Origin of the sequence: Chryseobacterium urinae, assembly GCF_030518295.1 — a bacterium.
GTDB classification, from domain to species: Bacteria; Bacteroidota; Bacteroidia; order Flavobacteriales; family Weeksellaceae; genus Chryseobacterium; species Chryseobacterium mucoviscidosis.
Genome location: NZ_JAULSJ010000005.1, coordinates 103,274 through 122,002, shown reverse-complemented (window position 1 = coordinate 122,002; position 18,729 = coordinate 103,274). Strand labels below are relative to the sequence as shown.

Genomic DNA, 18,729 nt, shown 5'->3' with positions numbered 1-18,729 from the left:
AACTCCAAAAGGTCGTTAGCTGGTAAATTGTTTTATATTGATTTTGGAAACAAGGAAACTTAATTACCTGAAAAAAGATGAAGTGAAAGAATCTCTACATATTTAACACTATCTTTTTCTTCCCACAGTCGATACATTTTCCAGATTTATGCTTTCTCTCGGTAATAGTATTACGTCGACAGAATTTTTAATCGCCATATAATCAGCAGTATTTACTTTCAGTAAAGCATTATGCAGAATTAAATTTTCATCTGCTCTTTCTTTTACATAATTTATAAGCTCATTCATTTTGAGTTGCTTTGCTTTTTCCTCCGTATATTGAGTAATTAAATTATCTTTTATCTCCGGAAGCTCTTCCAGTTTTTTATCCAGCTCCGCTATTTTATCCTCTGTAGCCCTTGTTTGCTTCTCAATTTCTGTAACATTCACTCCTTTTTCAGCTAAATTCTGGATTGCTTTTTGAACCTCATCTTTTGCGAGATCAATCGTTTTTTGATACGACGGAAGCTGGTTTTTCCAATATTCTGAGTCCTCTCCTTCTTCTTTAGAATACCCTAAAATCCTGTTATAACTATACTCTGCTTTGGTCACTCCCTCCTGAACTTTGATAAAATCCTCGTATTTCCTTAATACAAAGGCACTATCCGCAAGGTGTTTGTTTTTCTCACTTTCAATCCGTTTTTTCATCAGTTCAATCTCAATATTAGCCCTTGTTTCCGGATTGGTAATGATTGATGTCTTGAGCTCCTGGGTACTGATATCCGAAACATCCAATACATCCGCCCCTTTTTTCATGGCTTCTAAATATCGTGCCTGTTTAGCCTGCAATTTTTGAAGCATAAAGACATCAATACTGTCATTGGTTAGCATAAAATTGACTCGCACATTTTCATTTTTATTCCCTTGTCTCCATATTCTTCCTTCCACCTGTCGTAAAGAAGTAAAATTATACGGTAAAGAAAGCAGATAAAGATCGGTTGTGTTTTCCTGAAGGTTCATTCCTTCCTGAATGGCTTCGCTGCCTATAATAATTTTAATCTTCCCAGAATTAAAATCATCCTGGATTTTTAACCTGTTAGGTTTACTTGTTGCTCCGGTAATGATTCCAATCTCTTCAGGTTTATAACCAATTTTCTGTACAAGATATTCTTTCAATTTAGGAAATTCTGCAACTGCTAGTTCTGAATAAATAATCTGTCCTGAATCCGGAATGTCTTTTTTATTCTGCCGGATCAGCTCCATCATCTGCCTTAGCTTCGGAGAGTTCTCTATAAATTCCTGCAGAGAAGGCTCTTCTCCATCATAATAAGGTGACAAATACGGAGAAATGGCAATCAACCTTGCATTAAGGATATGGGTAAGAATCGCTCCTTTCTCCGTTTCACTAAAGCTTTCATTAAGCAAATCATATTGCTCTTTCGTCAGGTCATTCTGTTCAATCTTGTATTCTTTATTGATTTTGTTGGGACGCTTCAATTCTGGGTTGTCTTCTTCTCCTTTGATGTCAATGAATTCAGAAAGCAGCTGCTGAAACAAAGAATTATTCTTAAACCTACGGACATTCGCTTTGAATTTCACATCACCTTTAGCATCAATTTCCATATCATTATCTGCCTCCATAAAGGTTTCAAAAAATGTATTGACATTGAAGTAACCGGACTCTTCCAAGCGTTTATTAGCGATCAGGGATAAAATGGAATAATACTCCAAAGGCTTGTTTGTAAAAGGGGTAGCAGAAAGCAGTGTAACATTCCTGCCATCATTCTTATCCTGAATGTATTGCGCCGCCATCCAGGTATTGATTCCCAGTTTTGAGGTCTGCTGGTTTTGGCTCCTGAAATCCGAAGCAAATCTACGGTCTTCTACTCTAACCTTCCCTACGATATGATTGGCATTATGGACTTCATCATAAGTAAGATGGTCAAAGCCAAAATCTTCCCAATCATAGATTTTACCACGTTTCATTTTTCCCTCCAGTTCTTTTTCTTTCTCCAGTTCTTTCTGAAAATCCCTTTCGCTAATGGAATTAACACTTTTTAGTTCACTTTCTGAAATGTAAGAAAATCGGGAAGCCAGCTCCTGGGTAATATTTTCAGAAAAACCGATATTATTAAAGCCTTCATAGGTAACTATGGTAATCTCTCCGTCCTTATTATCAAACTTTGAGAGATCATAGTCTTTACCCAGGTTTCCCAGTATATTCACTTTCGCATGAGGAATGGTTTCAAAAATTGTTTCCACCCATTGTTTGAGAATACTCTCGTTGGGAATAACAATTAAAGGTCTTTTTGCATTTCCACGCTCCATAGCTTCGTGCATAGATAAGATTCCGGATAAAGTTTTCCCAAAACCAACCTCGTGAGCTAATAATCCAACTCCTTTTGTGGTTTGTCTTCCGATTCCAGCTTTCTGAACTTCCGTTAGTTTTAGTTCTCTTCCTTTGAAATTAAGATGAATTTTAGAGAACAGCGGAAACTTGGAATAATCAGGAACATGGATATTATTATAGTTTCTGTTAAAGTCATTTACGAAACGCTGTCTTAGTTCATCCGATAACTCTTCTCTCAAAAATTTATAAAACAAATCGTTAGCAGCAGCTTTTCTCCTTTCACGGACGAGAGCATTTCTTTCTTTATCGCTTCCCGTAACGGTTTCATTATCCACAAAGCCTCGGACTTCCCATGACGATGACCCCGCAAAGGCATCGCTGGGTAAACTGCTTACAAAATCCTTAAATTTCTCTGCTAATGTATAATTTTCAATGACCGGCTCTGTGCTTTTTGTAATTGAATTATATCGTAACCTTTCAATAGTCCCTAAATTAAACTGATGAATGAATTCATGGTTAGGGCTGATATAAATTTCATCAAGGGATTTAGGCTTGGGTAAAACGCTTTCTAATAAGAATTTTTGCTTTTCGTATTGATTTTCCGTTCCCCCAATAGCATATTTATCTGCAAAGTCTCTTTCCAATTGTTCCAACTTTGCACAAATATTCCCTTCGGCATAGTAAAAATCATGTACCCATTTTCCGTCTATATAGTTGGCAAATTGATAGTGCTTTCCTCGATTATGTAAAGTTCCGTCATATGAGGTCTCCCTGAAAGCTTCGACCTGTTCGTTTGAAAGCTCAGAGCTGTTTTGAAGTGATGTATTTACAATATCATCGGATTTGAGGAATTGATACTTTAGAACTCCTTTTTTAAGCTCCGGTTTGGTCTGAATTCTATACTCTGTAGTTTTTTCATTTTGAGACTGAATAATTTTCTTCGCTTTTTGGAGGATTTCATCAATTAGGCTTTGATCGAATTTCTTTGGCTCGCTGGCAATTTGGGATTGAATCTTAGCATACTTCTCAATCTCCTTTATAACGGCCGGAGATTTGAATTTTACAGAATTAAGTGATGAAAGTACCTGTTCAACCTTTTCCTGGACTTCAGTAAGATTTATCTCACCAGGCTCAGAATCTACAATACCCTCCTGGTGGGTCTCCGTTTCATTATTTTTTAAGATGATTTTAGGTTCTTCTTCAGCTTCCAGGAATAAATCTTCAAAAAGATTCCCGATTCTTTCGGTTTCTTTTTTGCCTCTCAGCTGGTCAATTCTTATTAAAGCATCCTCTAAATTTCCGTGAATATAGTTTTCCTGACGTCCAAACCGATTGGTTTTCTGCCGGGTTTCACCCAGAATTTTTTCCGGATTAATTTCAAAATAGCTGGAAATATCTGTGGAAATTTTCTGAGGGTCTTTTCTTAGAATAATAATATCCGTACCAATGGCAGTTCCGGCAAAAGCACCGCTGGGCAAGCGGTATCCCTTCATTAATTCGGCATTGTTCAATTGGTTTTGACGGTTGAGCCAGCCCGAAGGCAGTACCATCGCCAAAATGCCACCGGGTTTTAAGGAATCTAAAGAACGTTTGACAAAATAATCTTCATATTTTGAGATTTTCGGCTCTTCACCCAAACCTTTATATAATCCCCGATGTTCTCCGTAAGGTGGGTTACCAATAACCAGATCATATTTTTCGGAAAATCCTTTTTTGCCACCTTTCTCATCAATAAATTCCGTTTCAAAGGAACGAAGATGGATATCAGCTTCGGGATGAAGGATTTTTGCTATTCTGGCTGTGGTTTCGTTGATTTCAAAAGCCGTAATACTGGTTTTTATACCCAAATCTTTTGCAGCATGGAGAAAGTTTCCTGTTCCTACACTGGGTTCCAATATTGAAATTTCCTGACGGCTTTTAAATCGGTCTTTGATTAAATTGCGGACGGCATCCACAATCCTTGAATCGGTGTAGTATTCATCTAAAATCCCTCTGCCTTCTTTCGCTGTTCCACCGCTTTTGAACTGCCTACAAATATCTTTCAGTTCATCAGTAGGGCTAAGATTTTCATTTAGAGAAATTTTGTGATTCCCCGAAACAAAGCAAGCTGCGGAAACCACTTCTGCAACTTGCTCGTTGGTCAGCTTCTGACCTCTATACTTTGAAATGAGAATATCTAAATCCTCATTATTTTTATTGGATAAATCTAATCCTGATCTATTGGATAAAGTTCTCCCGGATACGATTCCGCCCACGGAATGTTTTCTTCCTTCATTTTCTTCATCATTCTGCGGTTGTGCTCTGTCATTGGATCTTTCTCTTGTTCCTCTGTTTCCAGAATCGTTCCGCTTTGTGCCTTCAAATCCATTTCCAGCATGGTGGCTGCCCATAGCTTGTCCTCCCGGGTGATTTCCGTTTTGCTCGGATTGGCTGCTTTGGAGAGGCTTTCCAGAATTTCGTTCAGAAAGTTCGGATCCCACGTACTGAGTGTTGGGAATTCCGTTTCGTTTATTATTAAGGTTTGCATCTTCTGAATTTTTTGGTTCGACTAAAATAGTATTTTTATTTTGAAGATCTAGTTTGTTTTCTAAATACTCACTTAGGCTTTGATTACCGTTTTCTGAGATTCCATATAAGGGACGAATGTCCTTTATATTTTTCCCGTTTAATTCATTAAGGATTTTCAGGGTCATCATATTTCCTGTCCGATCTCCATCCAGGCAAAGGAATATTTTCCCCTCATAGTTCTGATACCTGTTAATAAACTTTTTGGTATTTGCACCGGAATGAATGGCAACAAGGGTTCTGTTATTATTCTGATTATTTAATTTCAGCAGTTCCAGGAATGAATGCCTGTCCTTACTGCTGTTAAAAACAATCAGTTCATTTTTATTCCCTTCTATTACGGAAATATCATCGATATTATATGCTAGCTGATTTTCATTCACTTTCCCGTTTTTTTTCAAAATGATTAAATTCAAAAAGTTCTTTCGCAGTATCATCCCAGTTTTTTCTGGGCAGTAATTGAAGCGTTACAAAAACGTCCTCTTTTTTATTGTAAGAATCAATACGTTCCAACCGTCCATGATAATCCTTTTCGGCATGTCTGTACAGCGAATAAGGTAAAATAGTGTCTGTCGGATAGATATAAAATCTTGTGTACGTCCAGGGAGAATTAATCTCAAAACGTTTGTATTTCTTATGGAATAAAACCGTGTCTGGCAGATTTCTTCTGTTCCTGTAGTTGGGAATCCATTCTTTTGAAAACACAGCTCCTTCTTTCTTTTTCCAAACCAGAAAAGGCTGTTGTTTCCTGGAAAGATCAGAAAAGATGAGATTACGCTCCATGAGGTCAATGGGATAACAGAGTGAATCCCTGATATAATACACCTGTCTGTTAATTTCAGGAAATGAAAGGTCAGGAACATATTCTATAAGCTGATCCTGAGAATAATTTATTTTCGATACATGAAAACTCTGCATGTTGTCCAGCCCCTTGGACGCATTAAAATAGACATTGGAAATCAAATCAATTCCGCCTTTCTCGGATTTGATTTCTTTGTGACAGGAACTGATAGTGAAAAGAAAAAGCAAGTATGGCAGTATTAAACTTATTTTCATATGGGTAGATTTTAAAAAAGCGGCAAATCATCATCAGACTTACCGCTTTCAGATAATAGGTAGGAAATTTTATCGTTTGATGCTTTGCTCTCTTACATTGGCTTTATCATGTTCTCTCTCATCTTCCAAACCCTGTAAAGGCTTGTTGGTATTGATCCTGTTCATATCCTGATCATACAGGTTCAGATTTTTGTACTGGGGATTAAGAACCGCTTTTCCCTCTATAACCCCTTCATCCAATTCAAACTTCACCTTAACCACGTTGCCTTTTTCCAAAGATTTTATCGTATTCTCCTTATATTCAGGCTTATCAAAGACCAGATTGGACTTTTCTACAATTTCAGCGGTATCAATACCATAGTTTTTATAAAAATTCTGGAAATTATAATTTCCTTTTTCTGTTTTAGGCTCTTTAAAGTCGAGCTTGACAAAAGCAGGCTCCAACTGGTCTGTTTTCGGATTGTGAAATTCTATTTTCACAGAACGTCCTTCCAGAAGATTAACAGCCTCTTTAGCAGTAAAGGTGCTTTCTTTACTCACATAAAAATTGTGGGAAAAGCTTTCATTTTTTTCATTTTTCAACGTTGCCTGGTAGGAATTAAAGAAAACACCTCCTTTTTCGCTTTTGTTGAATTTTAAAATAAAATCTACGGTATTTCCGGGCAATGCTTTGTCGGAGTATGTCTTGATTTCAAACTGCTGTTTGCTAGACTCAATACCTTTTTCCAGGTCTTTGTGAAGTTCTTCTGCTTCTCCAAAACCAAGGTATTTTAACTGGTCTTTTAGGTATTGAACCTGATCGAATTCTTTTGTTGTTTCCATAATGTTGGGATTTTGATTGTTATTAATTGATTTATGATGAATCAGGGCCAGAAGTCTTTTTATTTCACTATCAATAAAAGACATAGCAATGATATCATCGTTCACTTGTTCTATTTTATACTGGTCTTTCTTTAGCTTTAATAGATTTTCTAATTCGCCATCTGACAGATTCATTAATTCACTGCTGCTATACCCTTCGATGGTAGTTTCCACATGGGGATTATTTTTTTCCATTTGAAGGGACGATGTTATTTCATACATTTTCCTATCATTATTAGCATGAATTACTGACTGATCTGTATTAATGGCTTTAATTGTTGCTTTAGTTTCAGCAGAAAACCGATTAGAAAGGTCATACAGTAAGGCTTTGAATGCATCCGGTCTTCTTTCGACATTGGAATCATGGATCATATGAATATCAAAATTGTACCTGTCAAAAACTAAATATGCATTTTCTAAAAAAAGATTATATTTTTCTATCTTTAGCTTATAGGATTCCTTTGCTTTCTCATAAGAAGATTCTCCCCTATCATAAGACTCATCTCTGAAGTCGTAAAAATCAGGCTGTAGTGGTCGTTCTGTAAAAATGTATGTCAGAACTTCCTTTCTTAACTGTTCATCTGCATTTTGAAGAAATAATGCCAGCTCCAACGTCTTAATAGATTTCGGATGGGTAAAATCAAACATACTTTCCTGCTCATTTTCATAATATTGAGTAAGCATATCCTTGAGTTCATCAAGCTTCGATTCTCTGTTCTCTACACTACCTAAATTCTCTTGTATAACATTTCGAGTACCGGGATAAAAACTCAGATTATCTTTAACAAGTTCATTCCTGATATTTTTTATTTTTTCTTCACTGGGTACTGATTCTCTACTTTCAGGATAAGAAACATTCATGTCATTTTTAGAATTTTTATACCCAAGAATCTCTAAAAACTTGATTTCTCTCACCGTAAAGACTCTCTCACCATCCTGAAAAAAATGTTCAGGTGATGTATTTTCTTTTTCTTTTACAAAATCTTTATAAGCCCGGGTTAGAGGAGTAATATTCTTATCATACCAGCTTAGATCATTTGTTGTTCGCATAATGCCTGGATTTTGATTGTTCGTAATATGGTCTTGTAATTGTTGCCCTAAATTGATGGGTCGCAAATCAAATGGTTCTGCATCCAGTCCGTAATCAAACGTATAGCCAATAGCTTCGCATTCTTTCTGAAAAATCTCACAATCATTATAATCAAGCCCCCAGTATGCTGATTTTTGCTGCCATTTATCACAGACTGCTTTCAATTCTTCCGGAAGAAGCTCATAATCTTCAAATAAATCCATTTTAAAATTTTATTTTGAGATTTTATATATTCTGAAATAGTTTATCAGAGGCATCCATAGGACTATCTTCTAAACCTTCGCTTTTCTTCTTGCTCCTGCTCCTCTTCTTCTCTCATCTGGTTGACATCTTGATAAAGATCCGGGTCGTTTACATTCAACCTGATATCAGATTTCTCTTGTTTTTGAGAATCATTATGCTGCCTGGCAAGAACTCCATCAACTGTACTTATCTCTTTGGAGATAATATTCAGATCATTGGTAATTTCTTTAGCGATCTCGGGATATTGGTCAATTTTATCCTGAAGGAAATTTTTCAGTTTTTGCAATTCTATTTTATATCGCCCGGTTTCAGTTGCATCTCTTAGATCAGCAATAATAGCAGTCAACTCCGTGGTATGCCTGATGAAATCAAACTCGGCTACTTTGCCGGTGTCCTGATCGAAAATAAAAGCTTTCTTTTCTATCGCCGAAACCTCCGGTGGCAATTTATTTGAGAATTTCTTTATATCGGAGTATTCGATTCTCGTTTCACTGTTTTTAAGAATTTCCGAGATGCTTTTGTCTCTTTCCAGGAAGATAACCTTCAGCCTGGTATTATTATCCGTGAGCTGAAAGGTTGCCCTGTTCTTATCGTTGTCAGCGACAATGGTGTATCCCTGTAGGAATCTCTGAATATCTTCTGCGCTTAGTTTTTTGGAAAATGTATGGTCTTCACCAATAATTCCATATTTTTTCAGTTCGTCTGTGGGTAAATTGCTGTTTTTCATTGTTAATGTATTTAGTAGGGGTTGTATGTTGCTGTCTCAGTATTATGATAGGTTGCCATGAGATGAGTGGCTTTTATTAAATCATTTAAAAAATGAGTAGGGTTAATGCTTTGTCCGAATTCTTTCACCGAAAAATGCAGGTGAGGCCCTGTAGAATTCCCGGTATTCCCGCTTCTTCCCAAGATAAATCCGGCTTTCACGAACTCTCCGGTCCGATAATAAATCTCTGAAAGATGCAGGTAGCTTGTCTCAAATCGGCCATAGTGGAGGATCTTGATATAATTGCCTCCGGTCGCTGACCGCCCCACTGCCGTTACGACTCCGTCCATGACTGCATATACATTTTCATAATATGCTTTCAGGTCAATACCATTGTGCATTTTCCGGTTTCCGGAAATGGGATGAACCCGTGTCCCGTAAGAAGAAGTGATCGCCATCTTACCCGCCAAAGGCATTACAACTTTTGATAAAGATTCTTTAGGCTCCTCCACAAAGTCATATAAAGCCGGGGAACTTTGATTTTCTAAAAGATCCATTTGTTGTTCGGCTCTACGCTTGGTGGCCAATAGCAAAGAATCTTTAATTTTTTGAAAGCTCTCTTTTCCAGAATTATTGGTATGCTTGTACTTTTTTAACAGTATTTTTAAAGAATCCAATTCATTTTTTAAATCCGACCTTGTTGTCGTATTGAATATTTTTTTCCAGAAATTTTTCCCATTTTTGGGATCAATAGGTTTCTCTTCTTTTGTAAATTCAACATGGGATTGACTTTGGGGCTTTTGAGGCTGTGCAGGCATTATGGTATTGAATTGGGCAAACGTAAAACTGTTTACCAACAGAAGCATGAAGACCACCATCTTGTAAATTCGGTTGCTAATTATTTTACTCTTCATATGATTATGCTTTTACTGATTCTCTGACAATTAATTCAACTTCCTTATTGATTTTCCTGAAGTTGGTCATTAGGACTTCTTCTTTGCGGTTAACTCCTGCCCTATCCACAAAGGAGTAATAGGAAGGCATGGACGGAAGTTCTGCTTCCTCTTTTTTAATACTTTTCATATCCAGGTTTATTTTACCGTTCACAGCAGAGGTTTTGTATTCTTCGGTATCATTTTCTTCTCCCTGGGCGATCATCCCCACCATTTCTCCGGTTTTAAGTGCTGCAATTTTTCCGGCTGGAATCATATGGTCCATTTTCTCATTGATACTGGTGGTCGTACCTTGCTGGGAGATGGATTGGGAATACGACTTCTGCTTTATTTTTCCAAATAATTTTTCGAGCCAATCCAAGGTATTCTTATCCCTTGCAGAGCCGGACAGGATATTTCCGACAATGGCAGAAATGGTATCTGCAACTTCTTTCTTATAAAACTGGCGAAGCTGTGGAAGCTCCTGAAGCCCTAGCATTACAGCAACCCTGTTGCTTCTTGCCGTAGCAACGACATTATCAATTTTATGGATGTAAATCGTAGGAAATTCATCAGCAATAATACCTCCCGGAAGATTACCTTTGGAGTTGATCAGTCTTAAAGTCCTGTTAAGCACCGAAGAATACAAAGCAGAGTTGATGTCCTGAGTTCCCGGGTCTGACGCTAAAATAACAATGGAAGGATTGTTCCTGTCTGTTATTTTGAGTTCCACTTCATCTCCCGAAAACACCCAAAAGCTTTCTTTGGTAGCCAGTCTGGAAAGGAATATTTTCAATGTTCCTACCTGCCCTTCCAATTGGTCAAAAGCTTTGTTATCATAGGCGGATTTAAAAGGCGATAATAAAGAATACAATTCTTCGTGTCCAAAAAGGGTATCAAAAATTTCCTTGTAGCTTCGGTTCATAAAGGAAAGGATGTGAGGCAGATCCGAGTACTTTCCGTTTTCGTGGGTTGCAAAAAAATAAATGCAGGATGAAAGGAAATTGATCGCTGATTGGGTGAAGAACTGGTCAGCCCCACCTCCGGAACTGGTACTGCCTTTTTGTAAAGAAGACACCATAGCCTCAGCCATTTCCTGTGCTTCTGCTAATGTCTGCACATATTTTTTGGCGAACGGGTTCACCCTTTTGGATTTCTCAACTTCATTGAGGTTAATAACATAAAAATTGTAATTATAACCTGATTCCTTACTTTTTTTGAATAAATAGTGGTAATAAGCGATCTGCGCCAGGTCGGGAAACTTAAAATCGTAAATTATCAGACAAAATCCTTTAGCTATCATCTGCCTGATCGCGGGATTGATCACTCCAAAAGATTTACCGGAACCTGGCACACCAATCACCATCGTCCCCCGGAAAGGATTAATATTCATCCAGCCTTTATTGCTTTTCCCTTTATACCGGAATAAATAAGGAATATTAATCATCATGTCGGATTCTACTAATTCCTGGTTCTGGTCAAAAGATTCTTCCTCGACATTCCATCGGTCTTTTCCCATTTTCTGCTGCATCAGCTTAGAGATGCTGTCAGCTCCCATTTGAAGAACAACCGCTCCCAAAAACGATAAAAAAGCATACACCACCTGGTAAAGACTCATTCCGGGAAATATTTTAGGAAGTGAAGGATTTCCGGCTTCACGCTCCCAAACCAGAGAGGAAAACATCATCAGGAGTCCCAATACCATAGGAACTACTATTTCCATAGCGATATGAAGGTCTTTCTTTTTCTTAGCTTTTGTTCCTACAGCCACTAATCCTATCAATAGTAGTGTCGCCAGTTTAGCATTGACAGGAGGATAAATGAAGCTCATTCTGGAAAAATTCTTCAATAAGTTGGAAACCACCGGAATATTGGCATGCAGATAAAATAGTGAAGCACAATCCAACGCCACAACGGCATATACCGCCTTCTGAAGGAAGCCGTAAATCCTGATCTGATGTTGTTGTTCTTGCATTAGGAATAGTGTTCAAAAAAATTGTCCAGTGATGGCTCCTTCTCAGCCTGGTTATCATGCTGCTTCTGCCGTTGCAATTTTTCATGATGTTCCAGTATTTTAACAAGATCAGCCTTCAACACATTCAATTGGTCAATAACTTCATATCCTCTTTTTTTAACCCTATCGATCATACAGGAGTAACTTTCCTCTTCAGACATTTTCTCAAACTCATTTTTAAGGATTAATAATTGCTCATAATCCTTTGCATATTGGTTCCATTTTTTTCCAAAAATGATGAGACCAACACAGCAGTATACAGTTGCAATTAGCATTAGTCCATATACTATAATTGCGATAGTTATAAAATTGTCCATAGTATCAATTATTTAAAATGTATCGGCTTTAAGGATATCAGAGTAGTTGATCTTCATTTCGATGGTTCTTCCTGAGAGCTGTTCTTCGATCAGGCGGATCATCATCACCTTAGAATTCGGGAAAGTGAATTTTTTGAACACATAAATATTCCTGAAATTCTTCCTGAAATGCTTTTGAGGGTTCAGCTGAAACACTGGAGTTATTTCAACACTCTGATTGTTGGTCGCCTTATGGATCTTTTTATCTTCTACGGAGAATTTCAAAGCTTCTATATCATAACTTAAGTTGGAATTGTTTTTAAAGGTCATATCCAGGAATATATAGTCACTGATGACATAGACATTATTGAGCTGAACACTGAGCCCCAGGTTTTTCTCTTCCCGAATCGGATTTTTTTCTGATTTTTTCTGAATAATGTCCATCGCAAATTTTCTCAGCTCAAGATTGGAGAAAGCCATTTTATCAAATTCTATGGGCTGCATTTCCTCCGGCTGAATATGAATATTAGTAATGGTATTCAGGTTTTCAGAATTTCTGTAAACAGCTTTGTACTGTGCAATAAAAGACTGCCCCACCACCGTGATAATGCCGAGGTTCGGCTTCCATTTTTCTTGGGGTCCATATCCTGATTCTTGTGTCTTGGTTACCGAATCTCTTTCTACAATTTTAATCCGTGCAATCTGGCTTGAAGGTAAGTCTCCCGTGAGTTGCTTAGTGGACAGATCCACATACTGGATAGGTTCCGGAGAAATAATATGAAGGCTGATTCCTTCAGTAATTTCTAGTTCCGGTAAATCCGAAATGAGCTGTTCTTTGGTTGCTGTTTGCGCCGTAAAAAGCTGTGTTATGAAAATCAGTAATGTGTACAATATGGCTTTCATTTTTTTATTTTTTTTGTTGGTTTTGTGAATCTTTCAGTTGTTTTTCGTCAATCAGAAATACATAAGAGTTGTATTTCAATTTGGCTTTGTTGGTTTTAATCAGGTTAGCAATGGACTTGGAAGTGGATGTAAACAGTTTAGAGCCAATACTGGTAAAAAATCCCTGTCCGCCCATATCCATCTGTGTTCCCTGTACGGAATTGCTTCCCATTTCCCGGATCATATCCCGGAAAATACTCTCCGGAACATAGAGCCCTTTGCTTCCATCGACATCGTAAACCGATAAGTTGACCGGATAAATTTCTCCTTTAGTGAATACGGATACGATACTGAGATTAACCCTTTGCATCGCAAATCCTGAAATCTGCCCATAGAGTAAAGACCCTTTACTGAGCTTTTTGTTCCCCACATATATGTCTTCCAGTAACCTGAACCGAATCCGGCTTCCCAAATACCCTTTGTTGTTTTCATCAATGACCGCTTTGATAAAGCTGTTTTCCTTTTCTTTGTAGAAAGCATTGAACTCGCTATTGATACCGGATTTACTGACATTGAAGGTAGAATTCAGAAATTCTTCCATTTTTTCCTTACTCATTTTCAGCTTTTCCTCAGCTGCCAGTTTACTTTGGTATTCCGGGTCTCTTGCTTTTTCCAAAGAATCCATCACCAGCATCTGCTGTTTCAGGTATTTGACCGGATCAGGGTTTTGTTGAGGAGTGTGAGGAGTTGCTTTTGAAGGCTCTGAAGCATAGTCACTTTCCGGTTTGCCATAAGATTTATCGTTCAGCATCCGGATAATTTCTGAAGACCGTTTGTAATCCCGGTCGTCATTTTGTTGTTGTTTCGGATTATAGTAAGAAGATAAATTTCCTTTCGACTGATACCCGTTTTGTCTTCCGGACACCGCTTTGAGCGAATCTATTTTTCTTTTCTGCGCTAATGACAGCTGGTCTTCGTAGCTGAGCAGGCTGTCCTTTTCTTTGCCCAGCCCCTCGAGCATCGTTCTGTTATCTTCTTTTTTGAAAAATGCGTCATAGGCATCATTCTTACTCATAATCGAATCCTGCGACTCACCAAGGGAAATGGAGAGTTCTTTGGGCTTCTCTTTGGGCTGTTTTTCTTTGGCGAATTGGGTTCCTACATAGATAAAAAGCAGCAGAAACGGCAGTGCCAAAAGGGGCAGGATGTATTTCTTCTGTTTGAAATCGAGTTTTTTCATTGAGTTTTTAATTTTTGAAATTGGTTAAACAAATATTCAATCCTCAGGCTGTCCCCTTTCTGTAATTGTTTTCGGTCTCTTTTCACTTTTAAAATTTTAAGCTCTTCCACAATCTTTTTCATCTCTTTTTCGTTGTTTACAGTAGGGGTCTGTTCCTTCTGGCTTTTGGAATAAAGGACAGGTGGTTTAATGGTAAATACTGTCTCGCTGGGAAAGAAAATTCCCTGGATCAGAGAACCTATGAATGACACTGACAAAAAAATCATCGAATAGGCAAAAAACTTTTTAGGGTGATGGACAATCCATTGCAGGCATTTCTGTCCGACTTGTTTGAATGAAGTATTCATTGTTAGTACGAATTTTTGGTTTGGTTTGAAATTTCTTCATTATCAAGGATGCGCCAGTTTTTAAGGATCACTCCATGCGGGTTATTGGGACTTCGGATAATATCCTCAAAGAAACCTTCAGTGATAAGCTTTCTGGTAATTACGGATGATTTTCTTGTAATCATCTGTTTTCCGAAAAAGGCGAATTTCTTTTGTTCCATATCAAGCTTAACCGAATCGGTATGAATGCTTACCATCGAACTTGAAGCAATGATCTGGTTATAAAAGCCTTTTTCCCTAAGGTTGGTATATTCTTTCTTTCCGCTGTCATCGATGAGATACAATGATTTCTGGATATTATCCTTGATATAGGTATCGTCAGGCGCCAATGTGAAAAATAACCGATGAAAGAGTTCAATCTGGGCTTTGTATTCAACGGGCCTGTTGAGTAAAACATCCATCTGCTTGGCCAAAACCGGGACACCATTATCCAGGATATAAATGGATTTTCTGGAATCTTCAATCATTTTATAGGCGAAGAAAAATCCCGCAATGACAATAAAAACGGCAAAGGCAATGGCTGAAAGTGAAACTATCTTATTCACCTTGATTCTTTGTTCTATATTTTTGATAAGCATTTTTATTAAGATTTTGAATTAAAATGGCAGGAAATCCTATTTCCCGTTTTTCATTGCCTGCTGAACTCTCCCCGATGCAGAACCTGCCGCAGCAGACTTGGCAGCTGTTGCAGCCACAGAAGCACCTCCGGTTTTAACAGCCAGAACAGCAGTTTTAGCACTGCCCGCCATTTTGCCTATGGCACTTTTCATTTTGGTCATGGCTCCGGCTCCTCCTGCTGACACAATGGTATCTGCAATCGTAGGGGTCATCAAAACCCCGATTCCGGTGACGATATAAGCTACGCACGTAAAAAGTTGGTTATAAATCATTCCCGAATTACTGACATAGACCAGTAGGGCATCCAAATTGGTAACTGTTCCATTCGTTAAAAGGGTATCATATCTTTCTATTTCCATCATATAGCCGGAAGCGATCAGCTGCTGCCCAATGTTGATGATGGTATAAGCCACAAAGGTGTAGAGATTGATGTTAATAAATTTGGAAACCCAGTTGTACAGGGAACTTTCAAATCCCGGAACAAGAGCCATACCCACCGCAATCGGGCCTAATATAATAAGGATGTACGCCCAGATCTTCTGAATAAAGAAAATCAGGTAGACACAAATTCTCAAAATGGAAAGGCAGATAAACTCAATCACTTCAGCCACTAATTTTTGCATCTGGAACTGCATCCTGATCTGCCACTCCTTGATGGGCTGGATGAGTTTATCCAGTCCCTCGCTGATATCAAACCACGAATCATCGGCATCTTTTCCGGTATTCTCAATGACCTCCTGCTTGGCATCTTCATCTGCTTTGAGCTTGATGATGGCATCGAGCAATTGCTGTTGTTTTTTAAAGCGCTGCACCCGAAGATCATTTACCTCAGACTCTATATCACTGAAAATGCTGATTCCCGGCTCTGCGATAGCTTCAAAGGGAGCCTGTATCAGATTGACAAATCCCGTCCAGTAGATCAGCGTGAATCCGATCAGAATTGGTTTCAACATCGGGGTAATCTCCCACTCCCGGTCTCCGGCAGCCATCTGCCATCCCATGTATCCGAGGTACATCAAAGCCCCTAATCCGCCAATGGCTTTTCCCACCAATGCGGCATCACTGGCATTATCCTGAATACTGGTGTCCAGCTTGGTAAATACCTCCATGAACCATTTCTCAAAAGCTCCGTCGCCTTTCAGGAACTGAAGTAAATTGCTGTAATCACCATCGGTCTGGGCAAAGCCCATTACCGGCAATAAAAGAGCCAGAAGGCAACAGCATAAGGTTACTGCTTTATTCATTTTAATATCGGTGTTTGTATTGATTCATAATATTTTGAACGACCTGCCCGTCCGACGACGGACTCCAGGCTGTAGGCAAAGCATATGAAGAATGATTTTTCAGGATATTTTTATAATCCAGAAGAAGGGTCGTTTTGTTATTATGTTTCCTTAATTCCTGAGCAAATTTTCTCCAACGCAAAAGGGTTTCATGGTACATCAGAAAGCGCTTTCCCCTTGGCATATCCATAGACCGGGACATCGAATATTTTTCCTTGATCATATCCAGCTCCTGCTGAAGCCTTTTTAGGGTCCCTATACTATTAAGTGTTTCATAGGTCTCCTGGTCTTTGAGCCTCCATTCCATAAAATTCTGCGGGGTATCAGGAAATTCAGTAATGGGTTTGAGCATCCGTTTGTAATACAAAAGCCAAAACGGATCGGCATCTACGGTAGCAGAAGTCCAATGGGCGAAGTCCTGGACACTCCTTTTATAGATGGTATCGGAAGCAGCCTTTATTTTTTCGGCTTCTTCCTCTTCATATTTCACTTCTGCAAATCGCTGGTTCTGTACTCCTGTAGGTTTCAGGGGCCTAATGTCGTCTCCGTCTTTATAATCCCTATTGATTTTGGGTGCCCACATTCCCCATACCGTGGCATAGGCGAAATTGGTCTGAACGCCCAGAAAATATTTGGGGTAAGGTCGCCAGTCTCCCCAGCTTTCAAAAACCATCCGCTTGTGCTGCGCGACAATAGCAGGGTCATTGAGCCGTTTTACACTTAATTGTGCGGATACGGCGGTGACTACAAGCAATAAGTGCAGCCTGATTAATTTTATAAGTAAATTTTCCATTGTTTTAATTAAAAATGTATTTGTATTTCTGAATAATGTCACTGACAATGGCTCTGTCGATATTGATGTAATTCCTAAGTACAGGGACCTGATAGAGATAGGGGATCTTCTTGGCGTTCTGTAGCCGTAAAATGATATAGAGAATATTGCCGTTGATATTCCTGACCCTTGTCAGTACCTTTTCAATGAGCATTTCCCGATCCATAGCATCCATCAGAAAATCTTTGTTTTCATTCAGGATATCCTGCGTGACCTCCTGTTGGAGCTTTATTGCCTGCTGTCCTATGGCCGTATAATACTTTGAAACCAGTACGGCATATTCCGGATGTTGCATGGATAAATCCAGCATGGTTTGGGAGTTGCTTACGATTTTTCCTAAATACTGATAGAGGTAGATAAGCTTTTTACCTTGCGTAAGGGCCGAATTAACATTTTTAAGCTGCTGGTAGATATATTCCTGAATGGCAATCACCTGGGCCGTTTTATTTTTGATCTCGTTATACAGCTCATTTTGCTTTTCATAAGAGTCTAAAAAAGCCTGCTCACTCCCTAATCGAACGCCATGATTAACGGTAATCTGGGACAGCAGCTTGTCATTGATCACGATCTGCTGGCTTTTTATGCAAATCGTAGAAAGCAGTACAATTCCGAGGGTTAGTATTTTTTTGTTCATATCCTTATTTTTTTTATTATGGTATATGTGAAATGTATTGGCTATGCAGAATCTTCGATTTCATTTTTAAAATGATTTAATGTTCTTCATAATATTCTCCACCACTTGTTTATCCCTGTTGACGTAATACTGGAAAGCTCTTTTATTACGCAGTACTTTGGCTTTAATGTCCCGTATCTTGAGTAGCATATGGGTTGAATTCCTGCTCAGGGTTTTGACTTCACCCAGTGCATAGTCCAATAAAATCTTGCGTTCCGATTTTTCCATTTGATTGATCGCTCCGTAAGAGAGGATAATTCCGGTGATTAAGCGGAGTACCATTTGTAAATCATCTACATACTGTACTCCGGAAGGCAGGACCGCTGCAATGGAGTAAGGTGCGGTGCTGATTTCATCAATAATGGCAGCCTGGTTTTGAGTGATCTTACCAATCTCCCTGCTCATCGCCACTCCTGTTGGAACCGCCTGCAAGGCAAATGAAACAATCCTTAATCTGTCCTGTATTTTAACAACCTTATCCTTAAAGCTGTTCCATTCGTTTTTATTGACCGTTTCAATACCGGCATTCAGCGTCTGGTTTTGCCGCATTTCCTTTTGCCTGTCATGTTCTTTCATCGTAGCATTTATTTCCAGGTCCATCATCGGAAAGGAAACATTTTCTTTCTGCCAGGCGGGCGTAGAGCTGCCTCCGGAAGAAGTGATTATGATGTAAACCATCGGAATGAATACGCTTAAAAAAAATTTCTTTTTCATTATTTGATT

Annotated in this window: 15 protein-coding genes; all 15 read right to left on the bottom strand. The window is 38.6% G+C overall.

The features are described from left to right. Positions 1–108: 108 nt before the first annotated feature. The 15 genes from QWT87_RS04765 to QWT87_RS04695 all read right to left on the bottom strand — a co-directional run bounded on the left by QWT87_RS04765 (position 109) and on the right by QWT87_RS04695 (position 18,720). Positions 109–5,277 (bottom strand): Eco57I restriction-modification methylase domain-containing protein, encoded by a 5,169-nt coding sequence (locus QWT87_RS04765; RefSeq protein ID WP_302714220.1) that lies wholly within the window; start codon positions 5,275–5,277, stop codon positions 109–111. Beyond that, on the bottom strand, positions 5,270–5,950 hold the full coding sequence (locus QWT87_RS04760; protein ID WP_098972134.1) for a hypothetical protein: 681 nt from the start codon (positions 5,948–5,950) through the stop codon (positions 5,270–5,272). The genes QWT87_RS04765 and QWT87_RS04760 overlap by 8 nt, the downstream gene beginning before the upstream one ends. Positions 5,951–6,019: 69 nt before the next feature. After that, entirely contained in the window at positions 6,020–8,104 is a 2,085-nt protein-coding gene (locus QWT87_RS04755) for a hypothetical protein (RefSeq protein ID WP_185208948.1), read from the bottom strand. Positions 8,105–8,166: 62 nt separating this feature from the next. Next, a complete protein-coding gene (locus QWT87_RS04750) occupies positions 8,167–8,871 on the bottom strand; it encodes a hypothetical protein (protein WP_098972136.1) in 705 nt (234 codons plus the stop codon). Between the two features lie 11 nt (positions 8,872–8,882). Then, positions 8,883–9,764, bottom strand: a complete 882-nt coding sequence (locus QWT87_RS04745) for a M23 family metallopeptidase (protein WP_098972138.1) — start codon at positions 9,762–9,764, stop codon at positions 8,883–8,885. Between the two features lie 4 nt (positions 9,765–9,768). Continuing rightward, a complete protein-coding gene (locus QWT87_RS04740; protein WP_098972140.1) occupies positions 9,769–11,757 on the bottom strand; it encodes a type IV secretory system conjugative DNA transfer family protein in 1,989 nt (662 codons plus the stop codon). Further along, entirely contained in the window at positions 11,757–12,113 is a 357-nt protein-coding gene (locus QWT87_RS04735; protein ID WP_098972142.1) for a hypothetical protein, read from the bottom strand. Before QWT87_RS04735 ends, QWT87_RS04740 begins: the two co-directional genes overlap by 1 nt. A 12-nt stretch (positions 12,114–12,125) precedes the next feature. Then, on the bottom strand, positions 12,126–12,995 hold the full coding sequence (gene traN, locus QWT87_RS04730; RefSeq protein ID WP_098972144.1) for a conjugative transposon protein TraN: 870 nt from the start codon (positions 12,993–12,995) through the stop codon (positions 12,126–12,128). Positions 12,996–12,999: 4 nt separating this feature from the next. Further along, positions 13,000–14,214, bottom strand: a complete 1,215-nt coding sequence (gene traM / locus QWT87_RS04725; RefSeq protein ID WP_098972146.1) for a conjugative transposon protein TraM — start codon at positions 14,212–14,214, stop codon at positions 13,000–13,002. Continuing rightward, positions 14,211–14,561 carry a hypothetical protein gene (locus QWT87_RS04720; RefSeq protein WP_098972148.1) on the bottom strand — a complete coding sequence of 117 codons (351 nt, stop codon included), beginning with the start codon at positions 14,559–14,561 and terminating at the stop codon, positions 14,211–14,213. The genes traM and QWT87_RS04720 overlap by 4 nt, the downstream gene beginning before the upstream one ends. A gap of 2 nt (positions 14,562–14,563) precedes the next feature. After that, positions 14,564–15,178, bottom strand: a complete 615-nt coding sequence (gene traK, locus QWT87_RS04715; protein ID WP_098972149.1) for a conjugative transposon protein TraK — start codon at positions 15,176–15,178, stop codon at positions 14,564–14,566. Positions 15,179–15,214: 36 nt separating this feature from the next. After that, positions 15,215–16,462, bottom strand: a complete 1,248-nt coding sequence (locus QWT87_RS04710; RefSeq protein ID WP_123840837.1) for a hypothetical protein — start codon at positions 16,460–16,462, stop codon at positions 15,215–15,217. Position 16,463: 1 nt separating this feature from the next. After that, positions 16,464–17,294 carry a hypothetical protein gene (locus tag QWT87_RS04705; RefSeq protein ID WP_098973083.1) on the bottom strand — a complete coding sequence of 277 codons (831 nt, stop codon included), beginning with the start codon at positions 17,292–17,294 and terminating at the stop codon, positions 16,464–16,466. A 4-nt stretch (positions 17,295–17,298) separates the two neighbouring features. Continuing rightward, entirely contained in the window at positions 17,299–17,967 is a 669-nt protein-coding gene (locus QWT87_RS04700) for a hypothetical protein (protein WP_098972152.1), read from the bottom strand. 66 nt (positions 17,968–18,033) lie between these two features. After that, a complete protein-coding gene (locus tag QWT87_RS04695) occupies positions 18,034–18,720 on the bottom strand; it encodes a hypothetical protein (RefSeq protein ID WP_098972154.1) in 687 nt (228 codons plus the stop codon). Positions 18,721–18,729 lie beyond the last annotated feature (9 nt).

What these genes read in the sequence shown, in the direction of transcription:
- QWT87_RS04760 (WP_098972134.1), bottom strand. Translation starts at nt 5,950, where the DNA reads ATGAAAATAAGTTTAATACTGCCATACTTGCTTTTTCTTTTCACTATC.
- QWT87_RS04755 (WP_185208948.1), bottom strand. Translation starts at nt 8,104, where the DNA reads ATGGATTTATTTGAAGATTATGAGCTTCTTCCGGAAGAATTGAAAGCA.
- QWT87_RS04750 (WP_098972136.1), bottom strand. Translation starts at nt 8,871, where the DNA reads ATGAAAAACAGCAATTTACCCACAGACGAACTGAAAAAATATGGAATT.
- QWT87_RS04745 (WP_098972138.1), bottom strand. Translation starts at nt 9,764, where the DNA reads ATGAAGAGTAAAATAATTAGCAACCGAATTTACAAGATGGTGGTCTTC.
- QWT87_RS04740 (WP_098972140.1), bottom strand. Translation starts at nt 11,757, where the DNA reads ATGCAAGAACAACAACATCAGATCAGGATTTACGGCTTCCTTCAGAAG.
- QWT87_RS04735 (WP_098972142.1), bottom strand. Translation starts at nt 12,113, where the DNA reads ATGGACAATTTTATAACTATCGCAATTATAGTATATGGACTAATGCTA.
- traN (WP_098972144.1), bottom strand. Translation starts at nt 12,995, where the DNA reads ATGAAAGCCATATTGTACACATTACTGATTTTCATAACACAGCTTTTT.
- traM (WP_098972146.1), bottom strand. Translation starts at nt 14,214, where the DNA reads ATGAAAAAACTCGATTTCAAACAGAAGAAATACATCCTGCCCCTTTTG.
- QWT87_RS04720 (WP_098972148.1), bottom strand. Translation starts at nt 14,561, where the DNA reads ATGAATACTTCATTCAAACAAGTCGGACAGAAATGCCTGCAATGGATT.
- traK (WP_098972149.1), bottom strand. Translation starts at nt 15,178, where the DNA reads ATGCTTATCAAAAATATAGAACAAAGAATCAAGGTGAATAAGATAGTT.
- QWT87_RS04710 (WP_123840837.1), bottom strand. Translation starts at nt 16,462, where the DNA reads ATGAATAAAGCAGTAACCTTATGCTGTTGCCTTCTGGCTCTTTTATTG.
- QWT87_RS04705 (WP_098973083.1), bottom strand. Translation starts at nt 17,294, where the DNA reads ATGGAAAATTTACTTATAAAATTAATCAGGCTGCACTTATTGCTTGTA.
- QWT87_RS04700 (WP_098972152.1), bottom strand. Translation starts at nt 17,967, where the DNA reads ATGAACAAAAAAATACTAACCCTCGGAATTGTACTGCTTTCTACGATT.
- QWT87_RS04695 (WP_098972154.1), bottom strand. Translation starts at nt 18,720, where the DNA reads ATGAAAAAGAAATTTTTTTTAAGCGTATTCATTCCGATGGTTTACATC.